Here is a 21,144-nt window from a genome sequence, read left to right on the forward strand (position 1 = left end):
TTGGTTTTTTTTTTGTTGTGCTTTTGTTTTTTTTCGTGCTCTTGTTCCCTTGTTCCTTGTTGTACCCCCGCCCCCCCGCCCCGCCCCCCCCCCCCCCCACGGCGGTGGTCAGCTCGCGTACGCCTTGACCTCGAGCAGGCCGACCGAGTTGGTGCCGTTGGACTGCAGCACGACCCGCAGGCGGGTGGTGCTGACCGCGGTGAAGGTGACGGTGTTGTACGCGTTCGCCGCCACCGGATAGGTGCCGGGGACGTCGGCGTAGGCGCTGCCGGTCCAGTACTGCAGCTTCCAGCTCGACGGCAGGTCGATGCCCTGGTTGTCGTCGAACAGGTACACCTGCGCGCGGCGCAGCGAGACGGCCGAGGACCAGGTGAGCTCGGCCCACTGCTGGCCGCTGTTCGGCCAGGTGCCCCAGCGCGGGTTGACCGTGTCGTTCGACGACGGCGGGTCGATCCCGTCGTTGATCGCCGCGACCGACTCCCACGGCGAGGTGTAGGACGCACCGGCCGTCGCCGACCGCGCGAGGTTGCTGTCCGGCTGCGCGCCGCCGCCCTTGATGAGGAACAGGTTGTCGGCGACGTTGTAGTACTGCGCCAGGTAGGAACCGGCCGGCGGGTTGGTGTGGTAGTAGTCGTCGTGGTTGCAGTCGAGCCGGTCGTCGTGGGACCGGTTCGTGCACACCGTGCGGATGACGACGTTGTCGCCGTCCTTGTAGCACATGACGTCCCACTCGTCGGTGCAGTGCCCGTAGCCGGACGCGTTCGGCGCGTTGTTGTTGACGGCGCCGAGCGTGTGACCGAGCTCGTGCGCCGCGACGCCGGCCGACCAGCAGCCGTTGTCCGCCCGCGCGTATTCGGGCCCGGTGTTGGACCGGTTCGCGTCGCTCTTGCGGGTGTCGCCGGCCAGGCCGCCGATCCCGCAGTACACGTTGGCGTCGACGAACTGCAGGTACTTGCGGTCCGTGCGGTTGTAGCCGGCCGCCTTGACGGCGTTGAGCAGCGGCGCCCAGTCGTTGGCGTTCAGCGCGGCGTCGGCGATCTTCACGTCCCGCACCACCGGGCGGCACGCGCCGTTGACGGTTTCGGTGACGTACCGGACGTGCCGCTCGCCGCCGGTCTCCTTGGCGCTCTCGTTGAAGATCGTGTCCACGCCCTCGGCGAGGGAGCGGAACGTCTCCAGGTACTGCGAGTACCGGCTGGTCGTGCCGTGGATGTACAGCACCTCGACCCGCCGCCCGCTGGTGCCGTCACCCTCGCAGACCGCGAGGGACTGCGCGGCCGCCGCCGTGCTGGTGGCGGCCAATGCGGGCACGCTGGTCCTGACCGACAGGCCGGCGGGGGCGGCGTCCGGCCCGTGCGTGCACATGATCGGGCTGGTGCCCTTGACCTCGAGCAGGCCCGCGCCGCAGGGCCCGGCGGGCCGGCGCTGCAGGCCGTCGTAGACGAGCCCCTTGGCGGTGTCGTTGGCGGGCACCCCGGCGCTGCGGATGGTGCCTTCACCGGCGGACGCGGTGCCGACGAAGGCGCCGGTGGCCACGAGGCCGAGCGCGGCGACGGCCGCGACGACCAGGCGGGTGGTTCTGGATCCGGGCATGGTTCGGACTCCCTTTCACAAGGGTGGGGGCGGAGCCGATGCGCATCGACGAAATCCTTTTCGGCACCCTGGCAGGGCAAATCGCCTCGCGTCAATCCTTGTGACAAGATGTTCAGAGATTTAAGACGGTCTACAGCTGCCGAAACATTTTCGGCTGCCGGTCCGGGCGAAACTTTCAGCCGGGACACGCGAGCGGCGGGCCGGAGAACCGGCCCGCCGCCTGTCATGCGCAGTGGACAATTACCAGGGACGCCTACCAGGCGATGGCCTGCTCCCACATCCGGACGTAGGCCTCCGCCCCGGCCATGAGCTGCTGGCGCAGCAGGGCGCTGTCGCCACCGGCGCGCTGGATGAGGTCGGTGGTCCAGTCGGCGAACAGGCCGTACTGCGCGGCGCCGTCGGTGTTGATGTCGAAGGTGCGGGATCCGAAGACCTGCTTGGCGACCGTGGTGCCGTTCGGCGCGGTGAACGGGTAGATCAGCGGCGCGGACGACGCGTCGGGGCGCGCGTTGGCCTGGTCGCCGAGGCCGTTGACGTCGGTGCCGTAGCCGTAGCCGACGATGGCGTTGCCGTGCGGGGCGGCGCGGTTGGCCCGCCACTCGCTCAGGAACTCCGGCACCGAGTTCGCGTAGGTGGCCACGAACCCGCCCACCGCGAGCATCCGGTCGATCATCACCGGGTCGGACCAGCTGTGCACCGACGCCACGCCCGGGTAGCGGGCGGCGGCGGCCATGTCCAGCACGGCCTGAGCGGTCTTCACGCTCATGTGGTCGACGTGGATGATCATGCCGCGGTCCATCATCTTCTGGATGAGGTACCGGCCGAGGGTGGTCAGCCCGCGGGTGTTGCAGATCTTGCCGCTCGGGTACACCGGCAGGACCGCGCCGGCGGGCAGCCCCACGATCCCGAAGCTGAGCAGCTTGACGAGGTCGTCCTGGACGAGCGGCTGCTCGTTGTCCGCCGGGCCGGTGCAGCTGGTGGCGGTCCACCAGTGGCCGGTGCCCAGCAGGTTGCCGAGGTTGACGAACGCCCCGCTGACGCCCGCGTCGAAGCGGGTGCCGCCGAACGCGTTGTCGAACTTGTGGATCGGGTACAGCCCGGAGACGCCGATCGCCTGCAGCTCGTCGAGGCCGGCGTCGATCTGGGCGGTGGTGCACTGCGGCACGTCGTTGATCTCGCGGCAGCCGAAGATCTCCGAGTTCTCGACGCCGATCGTCACGGCGAGCTTGCCCTGCGCGGCGATGCTGCGCACCTGCGCCGGGGTGGTGGCGATGCGGAACCAGCCCTTGCCGGCGCCGCCGTTCTGCGCGTCGATGTAGTCCTGCATCGAGTACAGGTACCTGGACTGCTGCCGGATCTGGTCCATCTCGTCGCAGGGCGTGTCGCGGTAGGGGAACAGCTCGCAGATCGCGCGGTTCGCCACCAGCAGCGCGTTGAGCACCCGCTGGCCGGCCCGCCAGGACCGTTCGATGCCCCGGTAGTACGACTGCTCGTGCAGCAGCGAGTTGTGCTGGGGCCAGTCGCCGAACGTCGGCCAGCCGTCCTCGGGGGAGTTCACGGCATCGGTGCCGCCGACGACGGCCTCGAAGAGCGCGCCGACGTTGAGGCTGCGGTGCGTGTCGCAGCCGGCGAGCGCCACCTGCACGCCGCCCGGAGCCCATGCCTCGCCGCAGTGCATCTGGCCGCCGAACGCCGCGGCGGCGGTGATGTGGGCGTGCGCGTCGATCGTGCCGACGAGCTTGCCGCTGCCGTCGACGCCGGGCGCGGCGGTGCCGGTGACGGCGGGGGAGATGTCGGGCGGGGTGAAGCAGCCCGTCGCGGAGTCCAGCGCGACCGTGTAGGACGAGCCGGCGGCGCCGAGGCTCCACAGGAACGAGCCCATGACCTGACCGGTGGCCGTGGCGGTGAACCGGTAGCGGTCGCCGACCTTGGCGACGGTGAAGTCGGCCCGGTCGCCGTAGGAGTCGCCGGCCATGATGAACCCGACGACGCTCTGGTACGCGGGTTTGCCGTCGGAGCCGAACAGCTCGTAGCGGCCGAGCTGGGTGGCCTCGAGCCGGAACGCGGTGGCGCCGGAGGCCGAGGACGTGAAGCCGTACCCCGCCCCGCTGCGCACCACGTAGCCGGTGGCGCTGTTGCCGTTGTAGACGCGCAGCGTGGCGCAGGTGCCGTCCAGCGCGTCGGCGTTGGCGGTGATCGGCGCGGCCGAGGCCGCGGGTGCGGCGGCGACCGTGGCCGCCGCGATCGAGACGAGCAGGGTTGCGATGAAAGCGGTCGGATGGCGCAGTGGCAGGGACATGATGGCGGTGCCCCCTTCAAGCGTGCCGGAGCACGCGCCCCGGCGGCCGGTGTGAAGTCAGACCAGCGTGTGATAGACGGGGGTGACTGTCAACAGGAAGCGAGAATCTTTCGGTTTTATCTCCGGGCGATGGCGTGGGCGGACAGGTCGGCGCGGACGCGATCCAGGGTCGCGGCCATCGCCTGCGGCATGGAGCGGTCACGGCCGCTGAGCCGCTCGTAGAGCATGACGCCGCGGCCCGCGCTCAGGGCCATCGTCTGCACGAGACGGGTCCCGCCGTCAGGGGTCGGGGAGAGCCGGAACCGCCAGACGGTGGTGTCGGCGAACGGGCCGCGCCACAGGGTGCGGAACGCGAACTCCACGCCCGGCTCGGCGGTGAGCACGACGCACTCGCGGGTCCAGCGGAACACGCCGCTGCGGCTCGAACCGCGGAAACGGGCGCCCGGGACGGCGCCGGTCGCGGCGTCGTCCCACTCGCAGCGGTAGCACTCGGGGCTCCAGCGGCCCATCCGCGTGACGTCGGCGATCGCGGCGTAGACCTCCGCGGCCGGAGCCGGGATCACCACCTCGGCGCGGGCGGTCAGGGCGATGTCCGGTGCGGCGGGCGCGAGGTCCGCGTACGCGTCCTGCAGGCGTCGCCGGTACCTGCCGCGGGTGAGGCGCAGGATCAGCCTGAGCGGCAGGCTCCGCAGGGCCTGCGCGGCGAGGGTGGCGTCGGCGCTCATCACCCACGGCACGGCGAAGCCCATCCGGATCGGCAGCGCCTTGCGCATGGCCTTCTCCATCGCCGCGTGCCGGGCCGCGCTGATGTGCCCGGCGACGATCGGGACGACGACCGTCTCCTCCTCCGCGAGGTGCGGCACCATCAGGTCGCGCAGCCGCACCGCCGCGTCGGCGAGCCCGGCGGCCGCGTCGCCGCCGCCGGCGAGCCGGTCCAGGCAGGACCGGATGAGGTCCATCAGCGGGTCCAGCTCGCCGTGGTCGTCGCTGAGCGTGTCCAGTGACCCGGAGGGCCCGACCGCCTCGCGCAGCATCGGCCACAGGAACTCGTCCTCGCCGACGTGGTGGTGGTGGATCATGTCGAACGCGTCGGCGACGTGGTCGCGCAGCGCGGTGAGCTGGCGCGGGCCGGGCCGGCGCCGCCCGGCGGCGAGGTCCGCGGCGAAGGTGGCGAGCCGGTCGAGCTCGACCCGGATCGCGGCGTGCATCAACAGGTATCCGGACTGGTCTGTCATCGTGATCGCTCCTCAGGTATATTCGGTGCAGTCACACTGTATTCGAGACAGCTGGCATGGGGTCAATATCGTGGATGCGACACAGAGCCGGGTCTACCGGTCTCCGCGGCGGCAGGCGCAGGCCGAGGCGACCAGGGCGGCGATCGTCCAGGCCGCCGGGCGGCTCTTCGCCGGCCGCGGCTATGCGGGCACCACCATGCAGGCGATCGCCGACGAGGCGGGCGTCGCCGTCGAGTCGGTCTACAAGGCCGGCTCCAAGGCGCAGCTGCTGCGCCGTGCCCACGAGGAGGCGGTCGCCGGCGACGACCGGCCGATCCCGCTGTATGAGCGGGACGAGGTCCGCGCCGCCCTCGCCGTCGACGACCAGCGGGACCTGATCCGCACGTTCTCCCGCGCCGTCGCCGACCGGGCCAGGACGCTGACGCCGATCAGCCGCGCGTTCGTCCAGGCGGCCGGCACCGACCCGGCGATCAACGCCTCATGGGAGGAGCTGGAGTCGCACCGGCTCACCGACATGACCGCGCTCGTCGGGTCCGTCGCCGCGCTCGGTCCGCTGCGCGAGGGCCTGACCGTCGAGCGCGGCGCGACCCTGCTGTGGACGACGCTCAACCACCAGGCGGGCTGGCTCGTCGCGCACCACCTCGGCTGGGACGACGACCAGGTCGCCGACTGGATGGCCGAGACCGTCACCTGCCTGCTGCTGCCGGCCGCGTGACGACAGCCGTCACCGGCCCGCCGCTTCGGGTTCCGTGACGAGCAGCGCGTCGAACTCGTCCGCCGGGACCGCCTTCGAGAAGTGGAAGCCCTGTCCGATGGGACAGCCGAGGCGGTGCAGCTCCTCGGCCTGCTCGGCGTGCTCGACGCCCTCGGCGACCACGGCCATGCCGAGCGCCGCCGCCAGGTCGAGGATGGCCCGGGCCAGGGCGGACTGCTCGGCGCCCTGGGTGACCCCGTCCACGAACGGCTTCGGGATCTTCAGCACGTCGATCGGGAAGTCGTGCAGGCGGGACAGTGACGAGTAGCCGGTGCCGAAGTCGTCGACGGCGAGTTGCACGCCGAGCGCCTTGAGCTCGTTGAGGCGGTGCTGGGCGACCTCCGCGTCCTCCCGCAGCAGCGACTCGGTGATCTCCAGGGTCAGCAGGTGCGGCGGCAGCCCCGACCGGGCGAGGGTCTGCTGCACGTACAGCACGACCGCCGGATCCTGGACCTGCCGCGGCGACAGGTTCACGCTGATCTTCAGGCCCGGCCACCGCGCCGCCTGCCGGCACGCGACGTCCAGCACGGCGTAGCCGAGCGGCAGGATCAGCCCGCTCTCCTCGGCGAGGGGGATGAACCGGTCCGGCGGGATGAACCCCTGCTCCGGATGCGGCCACCGTACGAGCGCCTCGGCGCCCACGATCGTGCCGCCCGACAGGTCGACGAACGGCTGGTAGTACACCTGCAGCTCGTGCCGCTCGACGGCGCCGCGCAGCTCCTCGGTGAGGTCGAGCTTGTCCAGCAGCCCCGCGTGCATGCTCGGGGCGAAGTAGGCGAACCGGTTGCGCCCCTGCCGCTTCGCCATGTGCATCGCCACGTCGGCGTTGCGCAGCAGCTCGTCGGCGTCCGGGGGCCGGTCGGGGTCGGGCAGGGCGATGCCGACGCTCGCCTGCGGCTGGATCTCCCGCCCGCCGATCGACAGCGGCTGGCTGAGCGTGGCGAGGACCCGCTCGGCGACCCGGGCGGCCTCGGCGGCGTCGTCGAGATGCTCCAGCAACATCGCGAACTCGTCACCGCCGAGCCGGGCGGCGGTGTCCGCGGACCGCAGGCAGGTGCGCAGCCGGTCCGCGACGGCGCGCAGCAGCGCGTCGCCCGCGGCGCGGCCCAGGGAGTCGTTGACCGTCTTGAAGTCGTCGAGGTCCACGACGAGGACGGCGAGGTGCCGGTACGGGCCACCGCGCCGCTCCAGGGCGTGGTGCACCCGGTCGGCGAGCAGGGCGCGGTTGGCGAGACCGGTCAGCTCGTCGTGGAACGCCCGGTGGGTGAGCTGGTCCTCCAGCGCCTTGCGTTCGGTGACGTCGCGGGTGGTGAGCAGGTAGCCGCTGATGTCGGCGTCGTCGACGATGCGGCCCATGGTCTCGGCGACGATGTACTGCCCGTCGGCGCGCCGCAGCCGGCATTCGAGGGGCCCGACCCGGCCCGTCTGCTCGGCGCTGCCCAGCAGGACCGTGACCCGCTGCCGGTCGTCGGGGTGGATGAGGTCGGTGAGCAGCGTGCCGAGCAGCACGTCGGGATGGTGACCGAGCAGCGACCGCACCGACGGTGTCACGTACTGGATGCTCGCGTCCCGGCCGCAGATCGACAGCACGTCGGTGAGCTGCTCCGTCAGCCGCTGGAACCGGCCCTCCGCGCGCTGCCGCTGCACCTCCCGCAACGCCTTCATCAGATCCGCCATGCGCAGCAGGATCAGGACGAACAGGACGCACGACGCGGCGAGGAACACCGCGAGCTCCGCCACGGCCGTCGACTCGACGGTGATCACCGCCGGGATGAGCAGCGCGGCGACCGCGAGCAGCACCGCGAAACGGCCGCTGGTCAGCCGCGCCTGGCCGGCCCGCACGGGCTCGTCGAGCCGGCGCATGTCCGGGTGCAGCGCGGCGCAGCCGATCCCGAGGTAGAACACGACGTAGCCGACGTCGAGCCAGCTGCCCGCGTGGAACTGCCCGCGCACCGACTGCCAGGCGAAGACCGCGTCGGTGGCCAGCAGCACGAGCAGGCTCGCGAGCAGCAGCCGGAACGGCACCCCGCGGGCCGTGCCGCCGCTGCCGAGCCGGACCATGACGGCGAGCACCAGCACGTCCCCGAGCGGATACGCCACCTGCGTGACCCGCTCCGCCACGGTACCGCCGGTGGCGACCAGGTACGGGTTGATCAGGAACACCCAGGTCAGCAGCGACACGCCGACGGTGATGATCGCCGCGTCGAGCAGCGCCGCCCGGTCCCCGCCGGGGCTGCGCCGCCGGACCAGGATCGCCAGGGCGACCGCGAGCAGCGGATACATCGCCAGGTAGAACACGTCGGCGGCCGACGGCCCGACCGCCTCCTGGTCGTGCACCAGCTGCGGCCAGTAGTAGAGCGTGTCGCCGATGGTGTACGTCGCGAGCCCGGCCACGACCAGCACCCACGGCAGCGGCCGCACCGGGCGGTGCAGCAGCACGCCGGCCGCGACCGCGACCACCGCCGCCGACGCGACCGTCGTCCACAGGATCGACCGCAGCGGCGAGTCGGGCGTCAGGTAGTACACGGCGCTGAGCGCCACAGTGACGCAGACATACGCCCGGACCAGCACGGACACCCCCTCTTCCGCCCTGAAGATCGGCCGGTCCGGGGCCGGGTTTACGAAGTCGCACCAACGCGGCAACCCAGAAGCCCGCGAGGCCCGTCACACAGGGGTGAACACGTCCGACGAAGCGGAGTTCCGCGACTACGCGGGACCGCGGATGGCAACCTGGCGCCGGACCGCGTTCCTGCTGTGCCGCGACTGGCACCTCGCCGACGACCTCGTGGCGACGGTCCTGGACAAGCTGTACCGGCAATGGCACCGCCGGGACTCGATCAACAGCCTCGACGCGTACGTGGGCGGCATGCTGGCCCGTGCGGTCGTCGACGAGCACCGCCGCCCGTGGCGCCGGGAGCTGCTCGACGAGGACCTTCCGGAGCCCGGCCCGCCCGGCGGCGACACCGACGCGACGGTGGAGCGGATGACCCTGGACACCTACCTGGCGCAGCTCGGCCCGCGCCGCCGTGCGGTGCTCGTCCTGCGCTTCTACTGCGACCTGTCGGTGGAGGAGACCGCCGGGATCCTCGGCGTCTCCATCGGCACCGTGAAGAGCCAGACCGCCCGCGGCCTGGAGACCCTGCGCGCCCTCGCCGCGCCCACCTCGACCGTCAGGCAGGCATGATGAGCCACCAGCAGCTGTTCGAACCGCTCCTCACCGCGGAGCCCCCGGCCCGCGACACCCTGGACGTCCTCGTCCGCCGTTCGCGGCGGCGCGTCCGCAACCGGCGGCTGACCGTCGCCGGCACGGGCCTGGTCGCGGCCGGTGCGTTCGGCACCCTCCTGCTGCCCGCCGCCGCGCCGACGGTGACCGGCGCACCGCCGAGCACCGCGCCGTCGGTGCCGGTCCGGCCGCCGGTCGGGCTGCTCGGCATGGAGCCGGTGGAGCCGCTGGAGTCGGCCGTCGCGCGGCTGCGGGACGTGGTGCGCGACGCGGTCCCCGCCGCCGCGCCGGGCGCCCAGGTCACCGGCCGGCCCACCGTCGAGCGGCAGGTCGTGCCGGTCGCCACCGGCTCCCTCGACGTGACCTACGGCTACGTGATCACCGCCGACGTCACCGCGCTCGGCGTGACCGGCACCCTGCGGGTGACCATGGTGCGCCAGCAGCTCTCCATCGTGTACGGCGGCTGCCTCCCCACCTCACCGGACGTGACGGCGTCGTCGGTGCGCTACGAGTGCGCCATCCTCCCCGACGTCGCCCCGACCTACACGATCGAGACGCACGTCGCCGAGAAGCCGGGCATGATCCGCTACGAGGTCGACTCGGACCGCGCCGACGGCAGCACGGTCGAGGTGTCGATCAGCAACGACCCGGCGCTGACCGGCAACCCGCCGCTGACCGGCGAGCAGGCCGTGGAGCTCGCCCGCGACCCGCGGCTCACGCTCTACCCGTGAGCCGCGGCACCGCCGGCCGTTGGTGTCCCCTGGGTGTCCCCGGTGGCGACGGGCCGGGAGGGGTCGGCGATCCACTCGCTCCAGGAGCCCGCATACAGCCGGGGCGTGAACCCGGCGAGCTCGAGGGCGAGGACCTCGTGCGCGGCGGTCACCCCTGAGCCGCAGTAGGCCGCGACCGGCCGGTCCCCGGTGACGCCGAGCCCGGCGAACCGCTCCCGCAGCCGCGCCGGCGGCAGGAACAGGCCGTCGGCGTCGCTGTTGTCGAAGGTCGGGGCCGACACCGCGCCCGGGATGTGGCCCGCGACCTTGTCCAGGGGCTCGACCTCGCCGCGGAAGCGGGGGCCGAGCCGGGCGTCGAGCAGGACGCCGTCCTTGAGGAAGGCCGGCACCTCGTCGACGGTCAGCAGGTCGTCGCGCGGGTCCGCGGCGGTGAAGTCGCCGGGCGGCACCGGCACCGGGTCACCCGACGAGGTGGGCCGGCCGGCCCGGATCCACGCGGCGATGCCGCCGTCCAGGACCCGCACGTCGGTGTGGCCCCAGTGCCGCAGCATCCACCACAGCCGGGCCGCGACGGTGGCGTCCCGGTCGTCGTAGACCACGACCGGGGCGCCGGCGCGCACGCCGAGGCGGCGCATCGCGGCCTGAAAGTCGGCCGCGGCCGGCAGCGGGTGCCGGCCGCCGGTGCCGGGCGGGGCGGCGAGGTCCACGTCGAGGTCGACGAACCGGGCGCCGGGCAGGTGCGCGGCCCGGTAGCGGTCGAGCGCCGGGGGCGGCTGCGGGGTCCATCGCGCGTCGAGCAGTGTGACGCCGTCCTCGACGTCCGCGACCTGAACGAGTGGACCCATCCGTGAACCTCCAGCGCTCGTGCTCCCGCAGCAGATCCTATGCGCAGGCGGCGTCGGCGCCCGCGACGTTCACCGCCGTCCACGCCTTCTGGACCGCCCGGTACTCCGCGCCGCAGCTGCCGTAGAGGTCGGCGGCGGCCCGCAGGGTGTAGGCGCGGGCGGTGTTGCCCGGGTTCCCGGCGTTGACGTAGCTGGTGTTGGAGGTGAAGTACGAGTCCAGTGCCCGGTACCAGATCTTCTCCGCCCTGGCCCGGCCGATGCCGGTGACCGCGCCCGCGTTGCCGCAGACCGGCGACGTGCCGTACGCGGTCTTGCCGGTGCCCTCGGCGAGGTTGAAGAAGAAGTGGTTGCCGACACCGGAGGAGTAGTGCACGTCGACCTGCGCGGTCTGGGTGGACCAGCAGCTGTGCGACGAACCGTCCAGCGCCGGGTTGTACATGTACCGCAGCGGCGTCCCGTCGCCGTTGATGTCGATCTTCTCGCCGAGCACGTAGTCACCCGGGTCGGCGGCGTTGTTCGCGGCGAACTCGACGGCCGTGCCGAAGATGTCGCTGGTCGCCTCGTTGAGCCCGCCGGACTCGCCCACGTAGTCGAGGCCGCCGGAGACGCTGTGCTCGGTGATGCCGTGGCTCATCTCGTGCCCGGCGATGTCCAGCTGCACGAGCGGGTGGGCGTTGTCGCGGCCGTCGCCGTAGGTCATCTTCTGGCCGTCCCAGAAGGCGTTCTCGTACGCGTCGCCGAAGTGCACCTGCGACGGCATCCCGCGGCCGTTGCCGAACACGCCCCGGCGGCCGTGCACGGTCTTGAAGTAGTCGAAGGTGACCGCGGCGCCGTAGGCGGCGTCGACCGCGGCGGACTGCGGGTCGCCGGGCTTCCCGTCGCCCCAGGTGTTGTCGGCGTCGGTGAACAGCTTGCAGGCGCCGTCCTCCCGGTGCGCCATGTCGCAGACGGTGCCGCGGCCGTGGGCGGCGTCGGTCATCCGGAACGTGGTGCCGAAGCGCTGGGTGTCGACGGTGACCTTGCCGCTGTACAGGCTGTTGCCGGTGCCGCCGACCGTCTCGATCTCGTCCCACTTCGCGATGAGCGCGCCGGTGTGCGCGTCGGTGAACACGTGCAGCCGGGACGGGGTCTGCCCGTCCTTCGCCACGCCCGACACGACGGTCTCCCAGGCGAGTCGCCCGGTGCCGGTGGACGCGTCGATCAGCAGCCGCGGTACGCCGGTGCGCGCGGCCCGGCCGGTGAAGTGCCCCTTCGCGGCGGCCGTCGCGTCGGTTACGCCGACCTTCGGCACGGTGTCGACCTGCAGCGGCTCGACCAGGCCGTTGGACGAGCCCTTGTACGCCCCGCCCGGCCCGGTGTGCACGACGATGTCGCCGCCGCGGACGGGCAGCCCGCGGTAGGTACGGGTGTAGCGGACGTGGGCGCCGCCGCCGGCCGCGTCGGCGGCGTTGTCCAGGCGGCTGCCGTAGAAGGCGAAGCGGTCCTCGGGCGTGGCCCGCACGTCGGCGCCGTGCGCGTCCAGCGCGCGGCGGGCCGGTGCGGCGGCGGGGTCGGCGGCCTCGGCGGCCTCGGCGGCCGCCGGGTCGACGGAGGGCTCGGGCGACTCCGACGCGGGGTCGGCGCCGGCGACCGGGGTCGCGGCGGTGTCGGTGGACTCGGGCGAGGGCGTGCAGCCGGCCGTCGCGACCGCTGACGCCACCGCGACGACCAGGAGTAACCGGCGAAGTGACATGGGATACACCAACGCAGGATCCGCGCCGCGGGTTCAGCCGTCCGCGGACTTTGGCACGAAGCCGGGAGTTCGCCCGGGGCTGCTGTCGGGTGTTTGACGCAGACCGATATGTTCGAGGGCGTCATCGAGGCGGGGAGATGGTGCATTGGCAACCGCGTGGCGTCGACTCATCCACCGGGCCGCGACCAGCCCGGGCCGGCTCACCACGCTGACGGCCGTCATCGTCGTCCTCGGTCTCGCCTTCGGTCTCGCCGGGGTCCTCACCATGCGCGCCGGTGTCGGGCTGGTCCGTGACGTGACCGACCGCAGCGGCCCGCTCAGCCTCCAGGCGCAGGACATCTACCGGTCGCTGTCCGACGCCGACGCGACCGCGGCCAGCGCGTTCCTCGCCAACGGCGTCGAGCCGGCGCAGCTGCGCAAGCGGTATCTCGACGACATCGCCAGGGCGTCGTCGGCGCTGACGGTCGCGCTGCACAGCGCGGAGGGGCGCAGCGCGGCGGCCCTGGGCGTCCTCGTCCGGCAGATCCCGGTCTACACGGGCCTGGTCGAGTCGGCCCGCACGTACAACCGGCAGGGCGTCCCGCTCGGCGGCGCGTACCTGCGGGAGGCGTCGGCGCTGATGCGGCAGACGATCCTGCCCGCGGCGCAGGAGCTGTTCCGCGCCGAGGCGGCCAGCCTGTCCGCCGCGCAGCGGGCCGTCGCCCGGTGGCCGTGGACGGTGACGCTGCTCGGCCTGGCGCTGCTCGGCGCGCTGCTGCTGACCCAGCGGCACCTCGCCCGCCTGACGAACCGGAGACTCAACCGCGGCCTGGTCCTGGCGACGCTGGCCGCGATCGTCGCGTCGGGCTGGCTGGCGGTCGCCTCGGCCGGCGCCGCCGGGCACATCAGCGCCGGGCGCGAGGCCGGCTCCGACCACGTCGGGCTGCTCGCCGAGGCGCGCATCACCGCGCTGCAGGCCCGCGCCGACGAGGGCCTGACGCTGATCGCCCGCGGCGACGGCAAGGCGTTCGAGGAGGACTTCACCGTCATGATGCAGCGGCTCGCCGGCCCGGGCGGCCTGCTGCAGCGCGCACATGAGCGGGCGCCGGACGCGGCGGCGCGGGCCGCGGCGGAGCGCGCGCAGCGGCACGCCGCCGACTGGCTGAAGATCCACCAGCAGGTCCGCGCCCTCGACGACGGCAGCCAGCACGCCGAGGCGGTCACCCTGGCCACGTCCGGTGACGGCAGCGCGGCGGCGGCCGGCCGGCTCGACGAGGCCCTCGCCGAAGGGATCGCCGGCAGCGGGCACCGCTTCGACCGGGAGGCGGCCGGCGCCGGTGCCGCGCTCGCGGGCGCCGACCTCGCCGTCGCGTTGCTCGCCCTCGCCGTCGCGGCGGCCGCCGCGTTCGGGCTGAACCAGCGGATCGCGGAGTACCGATGAAAAAGCTCGTCGTGACAGCCGCCGCGCTGCTCGTCCTGGCCGGCTGCGGGCAGGACCCGGCGACCCCGCAGGTCGACCCGTCGGCCGCCGCCGGTGCCGTGCCCAGGCCGCTCAACGTGCAGGACCCGGCCGTGGCGCCGAGCCCGCCGGCCACCCCGCCACCGGCGTGCGACCCGCGGGCCAGCCTCCGCCCGCCCGCGGCGCTGCCCGCACCGGGGCAGATGCCGCCAGGCTCGGCCATGGCGAAGATCGTCGAGCGGGGCCGGCTGGTCGTCGGCATCGACCAGAACGCCTACCTCACCAGCTACCGCGACCCGGTCACCGGCCAGGTCGTCGGCTTCGAGGTGGACCTCGCCCGGGAGATCGCGCGGGCGCTGCTGGGCAACCCCGACGCCATCCAGTGGCGGGCGATCACCACCGCCGACCGGATTCCCGTGCTGCAGCGGCGCGAGGTCGACATGGTGATCCGCACGATGACCGCCACCTGCGAGCGGATGCAGCAGGTCGCGTTCTCCACCGAGTACCTGACCTCGGGCCAGCGGCTGCTGGTCAACCGTGGCTCCGGCATCAAGGACTTCGCCGACCTCGCCGGCCGCAAGGTGTGCGCGACCCGGGGCAGCACCAGCATCGTCACGATCATGAAGCAGGCGTCGAAGCCGATCGCGGTCGCCACCGACAGCACCCTCGACTGCCTGGTGATGCTCCAGCAGGGCCAGGTCGCCGCGGTGTCCACAGTGGACGTGCTGCTGCTCGGCCTCGCCGCGCAGGACCCCGGCACCGAGGTCGTCGGCGCCCGGATCAGCGACGAGCCGTCCGGCGTCGCGATGCCGCTCGACACGCCGGACCTCGTCCGGTTCGTCAACGGCGTCCTGGACCGCATCCGCGCCAACGGCACCTGGACCGCCATCTACAGCCGATGGTTCGCCGCGTACGGCCCGGTGCCGTCGCCGCCGCCCGCGAAGTACGTGGACTGACCCCGTGGGCAGCAGCACTGACCGTGCGGTCGCCGAGCTGGCGGCCGCGCACGACCGGCTCGCGACCGCGCTGTACACAGTGGACACCCACCCGGCGCACACGCTGCTGCGCGGCGTCGAGCCGCGCGGCGCCACCGCACAGGCGTGGTCCGGCGGCGACGTCGCGAGGCTGTGGTCCGGGTTCGTCGCCGTCCGCGACGTCCTGGAGCGGCTGCGCGCGCTGAGCGGCCGGTCCCGTGACGCGAACGCCGCCCGCATCCTCGCCGAGCCCGTCGCCGTCGACCCGCTCGACCTGCCCGAGGGCCTGCGGGCCCTGCCGCCGGCCGCGTTCCTCGCCGACCTCGACCGGCGCTGCGCCGGCGCCACCGAAGTCCTCGACCGGATCGAGGCGGCCAGGACGGCGCTCACCGAGCGGATCATCGAGCTGGACACCGCCCTCGAGGCGGCCGTCGCCGCGCACCACAGGGTCGGCGCCGACCACACCCGCACGACCGGACCCCTCCAGCGACGGCTGCGGCAGGTGTACGGCGACGCGCTCGCCGACCCGCTGACGGTCGACGAGGCGGCCTGGGCGGCGCTGCGCTCGGAGCTCACCCAGGTGGTCCGCCGGCTGGCGGACCTCGCCGCCCTGCGCACCGCGCTGCCGGCCCGCCTCGCCCGCCTCGACACGCTGCTGTCCGGCCTCGCCGCCGCGGAGGAGCGGGCCCACCGGGCGTACGCCGCGGCCCTGGCGAAGGTCGCCGATCCCGGCCTGGCCGACCCGCCCGACGTCCACGACCGCTGGAAGATCGTGGTGACGGACGCGGTCCGCGCCACCGACGAGCTGGACCTCGACGCCTGGCCCGCCCTCGACCGCCGCCTCGCCGAGCTGGACCGGGACCTGACCGCCGCCGTCACCGCCGCCGAGGACCGGGTCACCGCGGCCACCGGCCTGCTCGACCGGCGCGAGGAGCTGCGCGGCCGGCTGGAGGCGTACCGGGCGAAGGCCGTGCGCCTGGACCGGGTCGAGGAGGCCGGCCTCGTCGAGCGGTACCAGACCGCCCGGGACCTGCTGTGGACCGCGCCGTGCGACCTGCGGGCGGCGACCAGAGCCGTCTTCGCCTACCAGCAGGCGCTGTCCGGCGCCGAGGGGAGCTCGACATGAACTGCACCCGGGCCGGCTGCCCCGGCTCGTACGACGAGGACGGGTACTGCGACGACTGCGGCCACAAGCAGTCCGCCGCCGCCCCGGTCACCGAGGCGTCCACCCCGACGGCGCCCAGTGCCTCGTCGGGGCGGACGACCGGTCGCGGGCGGGGCGCGCCGGTGCTGGCGGCGCTGCCGGTCGTGCCGCGCCGGGACCCGGCCGGCGCGGTGCTGACCGACCCGCAGGTGCCCGAGCACCGCCGGTTCTGCGGCAGCTGCGAGCAGCCCGTCGGGCGGGCCCGCGACGACCGGCCCGGCCTGGTCGAGGGGTTCTGCACGAACTGCCGCACGCGGTACGGCTTCCGGCCCTCGCTGCCGCAGGGCGCCGTGGTCGCCGGCCGGTACGAGGTGCTCGGCGCCATCGCGTACGGCGGCCTCGGCTGGATCTACCTCGCCCGCGACCGCAACGTCGGCGACGAGGTCAGCGACCGCTGGGTCGTCCTCAAGGGGCTCATCGACTCCGGCGACGCCGACGCGACCGCGGCCGCGATCACCGAGCGCCGGTTCCTCGTCGAGGTCGACCACCCGTCGATCGTGAAGATCTACGACTTCGTCTCGCACCCCGACCCGCGCAGCGGCGACCGGGTCGGGTACATCGTCATGGAGTACGTCGGCGGCCTGTCCCTGCGCGACATCTACCTGGCCCGGCCGGTGACCGGCGGGGTCCGCCAGCCGCTGCCGCTGACCCAGGTCATCGCCTACGCGCTGGAGATCCTGCCCGCGCTGGGCTACCTGCACGAGCGGGAGCTGCTGTACTGCGACTTCAAGCCCGACAACGCGCTGCACACCGACCAGCGGGTCAAGCTCGTCGACCTGGGTGCGGTGCGCCGGGCCGACGACGACGTCAGCGCCGTGTGGGGGACCGTCGGCTACCAGGCGCCCGAGGTCGCCACCGCCGGGCCGTCGGTCGCCTCGGACCTGTACACGGTGGCCCGGTCGATGGCGGTGCTCAGCTTCGACTTCCGCGGCTTCACCACCACGTTCGCCGACCGCCTCCCCGACCCGTCGGCGGTGCCGCTGCTGGCGCGCGAGGAGTCCTACCACCGGCTGCTGCTGCGCGCCACCGACCCGGACCCGGGCCGCCGCTTCGCGTCCGCGGCGGAGATGGCCGAGCAGCTCACCGGGGTGCTGCGGCAGCTGCTCAGCGCCGCCGACGGGCAGCCCAGGCCGAGCGTGTCGACCCAGTTCACCGGCGAACGCAAGGCCTTCGGCACCACGGCCGGCGTCATCACCGCCGCCCCCGCCTCGGACGGGGCCGCCGCCGGCCGGTCCGGCGCGCCCGACGGGGGCGAGGTGGCCGCGGCACTGCCGGTGCCGACCGTCGACCCCTTCGATCCCGGGGCGGCGCTGCTGGTCACGATGCAGACCGCCGACCCGGAGCTGCTGTCGGCGGCGCTGTCGTCCGTCGGCGCCGACGGGGTCGAGGTCGCGCTCGCCGTCGTCCGCGCCCGCATCGCCTCGGGCGACCTCGAAGGAGCGCTCGCCGACCTGGACGCCGTCACCGACCCCGACTGGCGGGTCGACTGGTACCGGGGCATGGCCGCCCTCGCCGCGGGCCGCGCCGCCGACGCGCGGGCCGCGTTCGACGCCGTCTACGGTGCCCTGCCCGGCGAGCTCGCCCCGCAGCTCGCGCTCGCCGCGGCGGCGGAGGCCGGCGGCGACGGCGACACCGCCCTGCGGTTGTACGCGGCGGTATGGCGCACCGACCGGTCCTTCGTCAGCGCCGCGTTCGGCGTCGCCCGGATCCTCGCCGACCGCGACGACCTGCCCGGCGCCGTCGCGATCCTCGACGCGGTCCCCGACAGCTCCAGCCACAGCGTCCCGGCGCAGGTCGCCGCCGTCCGGGCGCGGCTCGCGGTCCCGGCGGCCCGGCTCGCCGAGGCCGACCTGCTCGACGTGTCGGGTCGCGTCGAGCGCCTCGGCCTCGACGTCGAGCGCCGCGCCCGCCTCACCGTCGAGGCGCTGCGCACCGCGCTGACCTGGGTCCAGGCCGGCAACGCCGGCACCGCGACCGTGCTGGCCCACCGGCTGTCGGAGCGGGACCTGCGGCTCGGCCTGGAGCACGCGTTCCGGGTCCTGGCGAAGGTCGCCCCCGACCGGGACACCCGCATCGACCTCGTCGACCAGGCCAACCGCATCCGCCCCAGGACGTGGCTGTGAGCGCCGCCTGCCCGTCGTGCGCGGCGCCGGCCGCCGCCACCGACCGCTTCTGCGAATCGTGCGGCAACCCGCTGTCCGGCCCGCAGGCCCCACCGGCCGGGGGAGCGTGGCGGTCGTCGCGGGCGCCCGGCGGCGGGCCGTGCGCCGGGTGCGGCGGGGTGGTCGGCGGCGACGCCTACTGCGAGGACTGCGGGCTGCGCCGCGGCGCGGGACTCGACCACGCCGAGGACGACCTGCCCGGGGTCACCGCCGTCACCGACAAGGGGCTGCGCAAGGGACGCAACGAGGACGCCTACGCGATCGGGGTCGCCGGTGGGCGGCGGGCCGTGGTCGTCTGCGACGGCGTGTCCAGCGCGCCGGACTCCGACGTCGCGGCGACGACCGCCGTCGAGGCGGCGATCGCGGTGCTGCTCAGCGGCGGGGACATCCCGGCGGCGTACCGGGCCGCGTCGGACGCCGTGGCGGTGCTCGCCGGGACGGGCAACCGGTTCGACGCGCCCGCGTGCACCTTCCTGGCCGCCGTCGTCGAGGACGGGGCGGCCACCGTCGGCTGGGTCGGGGACAGCCGGGCGTACTGGCTGGACGGTGCCGGCGCCCGGTGCCTCACCGTCGACGACTCGCTCGCCGGGCAGCTCGCCGCGGCGGGGGTCGACGCCGGGGCGCTGCGGCTGTCCGCCCAGGCGGCGGCGCTCACCCGCTGGCTCGGCGCCGACGCGCCCGCCGGGGACCCGCACCTGGTCACCCTGCGGCCCGAGACGGCAGGCGTCCTGCTGCTCGTGAGTGACGGGCTCACCCGGTACACCACCTGGAGCGACGACATCGAGGGCGCGGCCGGCGCACCGCTGCTGGCGCGACGGCTGACGGACTTCGCCCGCGACGCCGGTGGGGCGGACAACATCACCGTCACCGCCGTCCCGTTGGAACCATCGAGAGGAGAGCCGCGGCCATGACCGACGAGTCCAGTGGTGTCGTAGCGGAGGTCTTCCAGAACGAGTACGTGCCCGTGGGTGCCACGGTCGCGGACGCGGTCGTCACCGTGACGGCCGGAGGCGGCGGCGCGGCACGGCCGGGGCACGGCGCGCCGGCGGCCGAGGTCATCATGATCGACTGCTCGGGTTCGATGAGCGGGGAGCGGCTCGTCCAGGCGCGCAAGGCCGCCTCGGTCGCCGTCGACACGCTGCGCGACGGGGTCTCCTTCGCCGTCGTCGCCGGCACCGACTGGGCCCAGATGGTGTACCCGGGCGAGCAGACCCTCGCCGTCGCCGACCATGCGACCCGCGCCGCGGCGAAGGACGCCATCCGGCACCTCAAGGCCGGCGGCGGCACGAAGATCGGCGCCTGGCTCACCCGGGCGCGGGAGCTGTTCCTCGCCGACCGGGCCGAGATCCGGCACGCGATCCTGCTCACCGACGGCCGCAACGGCGAGTCCACCGGTACCTTCGAACAGGCCCTCGAACAGTGCAAGGGGCTGTTCGTGTGCGACAGCCGCGGCGTCGGCCAGAACTGGAGCGCCGCCGAGCTCATCAAGATCGCCGACGCGCTGCTCGGCACCGCCGACGGGATGAAGGACCCGGCGGGGCTCGAGGCCGACTTCCGGTCGATGATCGAGGCGGCGATAGGCAAGACCGTCGCCGGTGTCACGCTGCGCGTGTGGACCCCGGCGGGCGCCACGATCCGCTTCGTCAAGCAGGTACACCCGGAGATCCTCGACCTGACCGGGCGGCGCACCGACGTCAGCGCCCGCGTCGGCGACTACCCGATCGGCGCGTGGGGCGCGGAGAGCCGCGACTACCACCTCTCCGTCGAGCTGGGCGCCGACACGATCGGCGGCATCGGCGAGGAGAAGCTCGCCGCGCGGGTCAGCGTCGTGCGCGGCGACGACGTCCTCGCCAAGGGTCTCGTCCGGGTCGTGTGGACCGACGAGGAGGCGAAGTCGACCCGGCTCAACAAGCGGGTCGCGCACTACACGGGCGCCGCCGAGCTCGCCTCCGCGATCCAGGAGGGGCTCGCCGCGCGGGAGGCCGGCGACACGGTCACCGCGACCGCCCGGCTCGGCCGCGCCGTGCAGCTCGCGACCGAGGCCGGCCGGTCCGACACCGTGCAGCTGCTCGGCCGGGTCGTCGAGGTGCAGGACGCCCGGACCGGGACGGTGCAGCTGAAGCGCCGGTCCGAGCACAAGGACGTCGACATCGACGCGGAGATCGCGGCGCTCGGGTCCCGCAAGACGACGCGCGTCCGCCCGAGCTGAAGGAGACCACCGTGGCCGTCTGCCCGAAGGGGCACGAGTCGGAGACGACCGACTACTGCGACGAGTGCGGCGCCGCCATGTCCCCGCCGCCCCCGGCCGCCGCCGCCGTGCCCGGGGCGCCGGCCCGGACCCCGGCCGCGTGCCCGGAGTGCGGGACGCCGCTGACCGGCCGCTTCTGCGAGGTCGACGGCTTCGACACCCTCGCGGTGCCGGCTCCAGCCCCGGCTGCAGCCCCGGCCCCGGCTGCGGTGCCGGCTTCAGTGCCGGCTTCAGTGCCGGCGGCGGAGCTGGTCGTCGTCGCCGGGCCCGGCGGCTGGCACGTGGTGGTCTCCGCCGACCGGGCGCACTTCGAGCGGATCGAGGCGGAGAACGGCCCCGACCCCACGATCACCTACCCGCGCTTCTGCCCGGACCGCCGCTTCCCGCTCACCGGCGAGCAGGTCCTCATCGGCCGCCGCAGCCGGTCCCGTGGCAGCTACCCGGACATCGACCTGGCCGGCCCGCCCGAGGACGTCGCCGTCTCCCACCTGCACGCGCTGCTCGTCGCCCAGCCGGACGGCGGCTGGGCCGTCGTCGACCTGCGCTCGGCCAACGCCACCTACGTCAACGGCGCCACCGACCCGATCCAACCGGAGCTGCCGGTGCCGCTCGCCGACGGCGACCACCTGCACGTCGGCTCGTTCACGAGGATCACCCTGCGCGCCGGTCCGCTGCACGGCTGAAACCCTTGTCCCTCACGCGGCGT

The 21,144-nt window shown here is 74.0% G+C and carries 16 protein-coding genes; 10 read left to right on the forward strand and 6 right to left on the reverse strand.

Annotated features, from left to right (window positions below; translation table 11 throughout):
- Positions 1-108 precede the first annotated feature (108 nt).
- From ACZ6TV_RS07065 to ACZ6TV_RS07075, 3 genes are all read right to left on the reverse strand, one after another.
- Positions 109-1,593 (reverse strand): DUF7402 domain-containing protein, encoded by a 1,485-nt coding sequence (locus tag ACZ6TV_RS07065; RefSeq protein WP_465296242.1) that lies wholly within the window; start codon positions 1,591-1,593, stop codon positions 109-111.
- A 253-nt stretch (positions 1,594-1,846) separates the two neighbouring features.
- Entirely contained in the window at positions 1,847-3,892 is a 2,046-nt protein-coding gene (locus ACZ6TV_RS07070) for a hypothetical protein (protein WP_465296243.1), read from the reverse strand.
- Positions 3,893-4,008: 116 nt separating this feature from the next.
- A complete protein-coding gene (locus tag ACZ6TV_RS07075) occupies positions 4,009-5,127 on the reverse strand; it encodes a hemerythrin domain-containing protein (protein WP_465296244.1) in 1,119 nt (372 codons plus the stop codon).
- 70 nt (positions 5,128-5,197) lie between these two features.
- Here ACZ6TV_RS07075 and ACZ6TV_RS07080 point away from each other — a divergent pair, with 70 nt between their 5' ends.
- Positions 5,198-5,842, forward strand: coding sequence for a TetR/AcrR family transcriptional regulator (locus ACZ6TV_RS07080; protein WP_465296245.1), 645 nt, complete (start codon positions 5,198-5,200; stop codon positions 5,840-5,842).
- A gap of 9 nt (positions 5,843-5,851) precedes the next feature.
- Here ACZ6TV_RS07080 and ACZ6TV_RS07085 read toward each other — a convergent pair whose 3' ends face one another.
- On the reverse strand, positions 5,852-8,458 hold the full coding sequence (locus ACZ6TV_RS07085; protein ID WP_465296246.1) for a putative bifunctional diguanylate cyclase/phosphodiesterase: 2,607 nt from the start codon (positions 8,456-8,458) through the stop codon (positions 5,852-5,854).
- Positions 8,459-8,603: 145 nt separating this feature from the next.
- Between ACZ6TV_RS07085 and ACZ6TV_RS07090 the strand changes: the two genes are divergently transcribed.
- Both ACZ6TV_RS07090 and ACZ6TV_RS07095 read left to right on the forward strand, forming a co-directional pair.
- On the forward strand, positions 8,604-9,065 hold the full coding sequence (locus tag ACZ6TV_RS07090) for a sigma-70 family RNA polymerase sigma factor (protein WP_465296247.1): 462 nt from the start codon (positions 8,604-8,606) through the stop codon (positions 9,063-9,065).
- Positions 9,065-9,835: a hypothetical protein gene (locus ACZ6TV_RS07095; RefSeq protein WP_465296248.1), complete on the forward strand. Its 771-nt coding sequence runs from the start codon at positions 9,065-9,067 to the stop codon at positions 9,833-9,835. Before ACZ6TV_RS07090 ends, ACZ6TV_RS07095 begins: the two co-directional genes overlap by 1 nt.
- Here the strand turns inward: ACZ6TV_RS07095 and ACZ6TV_RS07100 are convergent.
- Together ACZ6TV_RS07100 and ACZ6TV_RS07105 are read right to left on the reverse strand one after the other, a co-directional pair.
- A complete protein-coding gene (locus ACZ6TV_RS07100; RefSeq protein ID WP_465296249.1) occupies positions 9,826-10,680 on the reverse strand; it encodes a sulfurtransferase in 855 nt (284 codons plus the stop codon). The two genes, ACZ6TV_RS07095 and ACZ6TV_RS07100, sit on opposite strands and share 10 nt — an antisense overlap.
- A gap of 37 nt (positions 10,681-10,717) precedes the next feature.
- Entirely contained in the window at positions 10,718-12,412 is a 1,695-nt protein-coding gene (locus ACZ6TV_RS07105) for a M4 family metallopeptidase (protein ID WP_465296250.1), read from the reverse strand.
- A gap of 145 nt (positions 12,413-12,557) precedes the next feature.
- Between ACZ6TV_RS07105 and ACZ6TV_RS07110 the strand changes: the two genes are divergently transcribed.
- The 7 genes from ACZ6TV_RS07110 to ACZ6TV_RS07140 are packed head-to-tail and all read left to right on the forward strand — an operon-like array spanning position 12,558 to position 21,121.
- A complete protein-coding gene (locus ACZ6TV_RS07110; RefSeq protein ID WP_465296251.1) occupies positions 12,558-13,832 on the forward strand; it encodes a hypothetical protein in 1,275 nt (424 codons plus the stop codon).
- Positions 13,829-14,806, forward strand: coding sequence for a glutamate ABC transporter substrate-binding protein (locus ACZ6TV_RS07115; RefSeq protein WP_465296252.1), 978 nt, complete (start codon positions 13,829-13,831; stop codon positions 14,804-14,806). The genes ACZ6TV_RS07110 and ACZ6TV_RS07115 overlap by 4 nt, the downstream gene beginning before the upstream one ends.
- Positions 14,807-14,810: 4 nt before the next feature.
- A complete protein-coding gene (locus ACZ6TV_RS07120) occupies positions 14,811-15,950 on the forward strand; it encodes a hypothetical protein (protein WP_465296253.1) in 1,140 nt (379 codons plus the stop codon).
- Positions 15,947-18,151: a serine/threonine-protein kinase gene (locus tag ACZ6TV_RS07125; protein ID WP_465296254.1), complete on the forward strand. Its 2,205-nt coding sequence runs from the start codon at positions 15,947-15,949 to the stop codon at positions 18,149-18,151. The genes ACZ6TV_RS07120 and ACZ6TV_RS07125 overlap by 4 nt, the downstream gene beginning before the upstream one ends.
- Positions 18,148-19,101 carry a PP2C family protein-serine/threonine phosphatase gene (locus ACZ6TV_RS07130; protein ID WP_465296255.1) on the forward strand — a complete coding sequence of 318 codons (954 nt, stop codon included), beginning with the start codon at positions 18,148-18,150 and terminating at the stop codon, positions 19,099-19,101. Before ACZ6TV_RS07125 ends, ACZ6TV_RS07130 begins: the two co-directional genes overlap by 4 nt.
- Positions 19,098-20,399 carry a VWA domain-containing protein gene (locus tag ACZ6TV_RS07135; protein ID WP_465296256.1) on the forward strand — a complete coding sequence of 434 codons (1,302 nt, stop codon included), beginning with the start codon at positions 19,098-19,100 and terminating at the stop codon, positions 20,397-20,399. Before ACZ6TV_RS07130 ends, ACZ6TV_RS07135 begins: the two co-directional genes overlap by 4 nt.
- Before the next feature lie 11 nt (positions 20,400-20,410).
- A complete protein-coding gene (locus ACZ6TV_RS07140) occupies positions 20,411-21,121 on the forward strand; it encodes an FHA domain-containing protein (RefSeq protein WP_465296257.1) in 711 nt (236 codons plus the stop codon).
- Positions 21,122-21,144 lie beyond the last annotated feature (23 nt).

Source organism: Dactylosporangium sp. NPDC051087 (assembly GCF_055586325.1).

What these genes read in the sequence shown, in the direction of transcription:
- ACZ6TV_RS07095 (WP_465296248.1), top strand. Translation starts at nt 9,065, where the DNA reads ATGAGCCACCAGCAGCTGTTCGAACCGCTCCTCACCGCGGAGCCCCCG.
- ACZ6TV_RS07105 (WP_465296250.1), bottom strand. Translation starts at nt 12,412, where the DNA reads ATGTCACTTCGCCGGTTACTCCTGGTCGTCGCGGTGGCGTCAGCGGTC.
- ACZ6TV_RS07100 (WP_465296249.1), bottom strand. Translation starts at nt 10,680, where the DNA reads ATGGGTCCACTCGTTCAGGTCGCGGACGTCGAGGACGGCGTCACACTG.
- ACZ6TV_RS07090 (WP_465296247.1), top strand. Translation starts at nt 8,604, where the DNA reads ATGGCAACCTGGCGCCGGACCGCGTTCCTGCTGTGCCGCGACTGGCAC.
- ACZ6TV_RS07070 (WP_465296243.1), bottom strand. Translation starts at nt 3,892, where the DNA reads ATGTCCCTGCCACTGCGCCATCCGACCGCTTTCATCGCAACCCTGCTC.
- ACZ6TV_RS07065 (WP_465296242.1), bottom strand. Translation starts at nt 1,593, where the DNA reads ATGCCCGGATCCAGAACCACCCGCCTGGTCGTCGCGGCCGTCGCCGCG.
- ACZ6TV_RS07125 (WP_465296254.1), top strand. Translation starts at nt 15,947, where the DNA reads ATGAACTGCACCCGGGCCGGCTGCCCCGGCTCGTACGACGAGGACGGG.
- ACZ6TV_RS07135 (WP_465296256.1), top strand. Translation starts at nt 19,098, where the DNA reads ATGACCGACGAGTCCAGTGGTGTCGTAGCGGAGGTCTTCCAGAACGAG.
- ACZ6TV_RS07115 (WP_465296252.1), top strand. Translation starts at nt 13,829, where the DNA reads ATGAAAAAGCTCGTCGTGACAGCCGCCGCGCTGCTCGTCCTGGCCGGC.
- ACZ6TV_RS07075 (WP_465296244.1), bottom strand. Translation starts at nt 5,127, where the DNA reads ATGACAGACCAGTCCGGATACCTGTTGATGCACGCCGCGATCCGGGTC.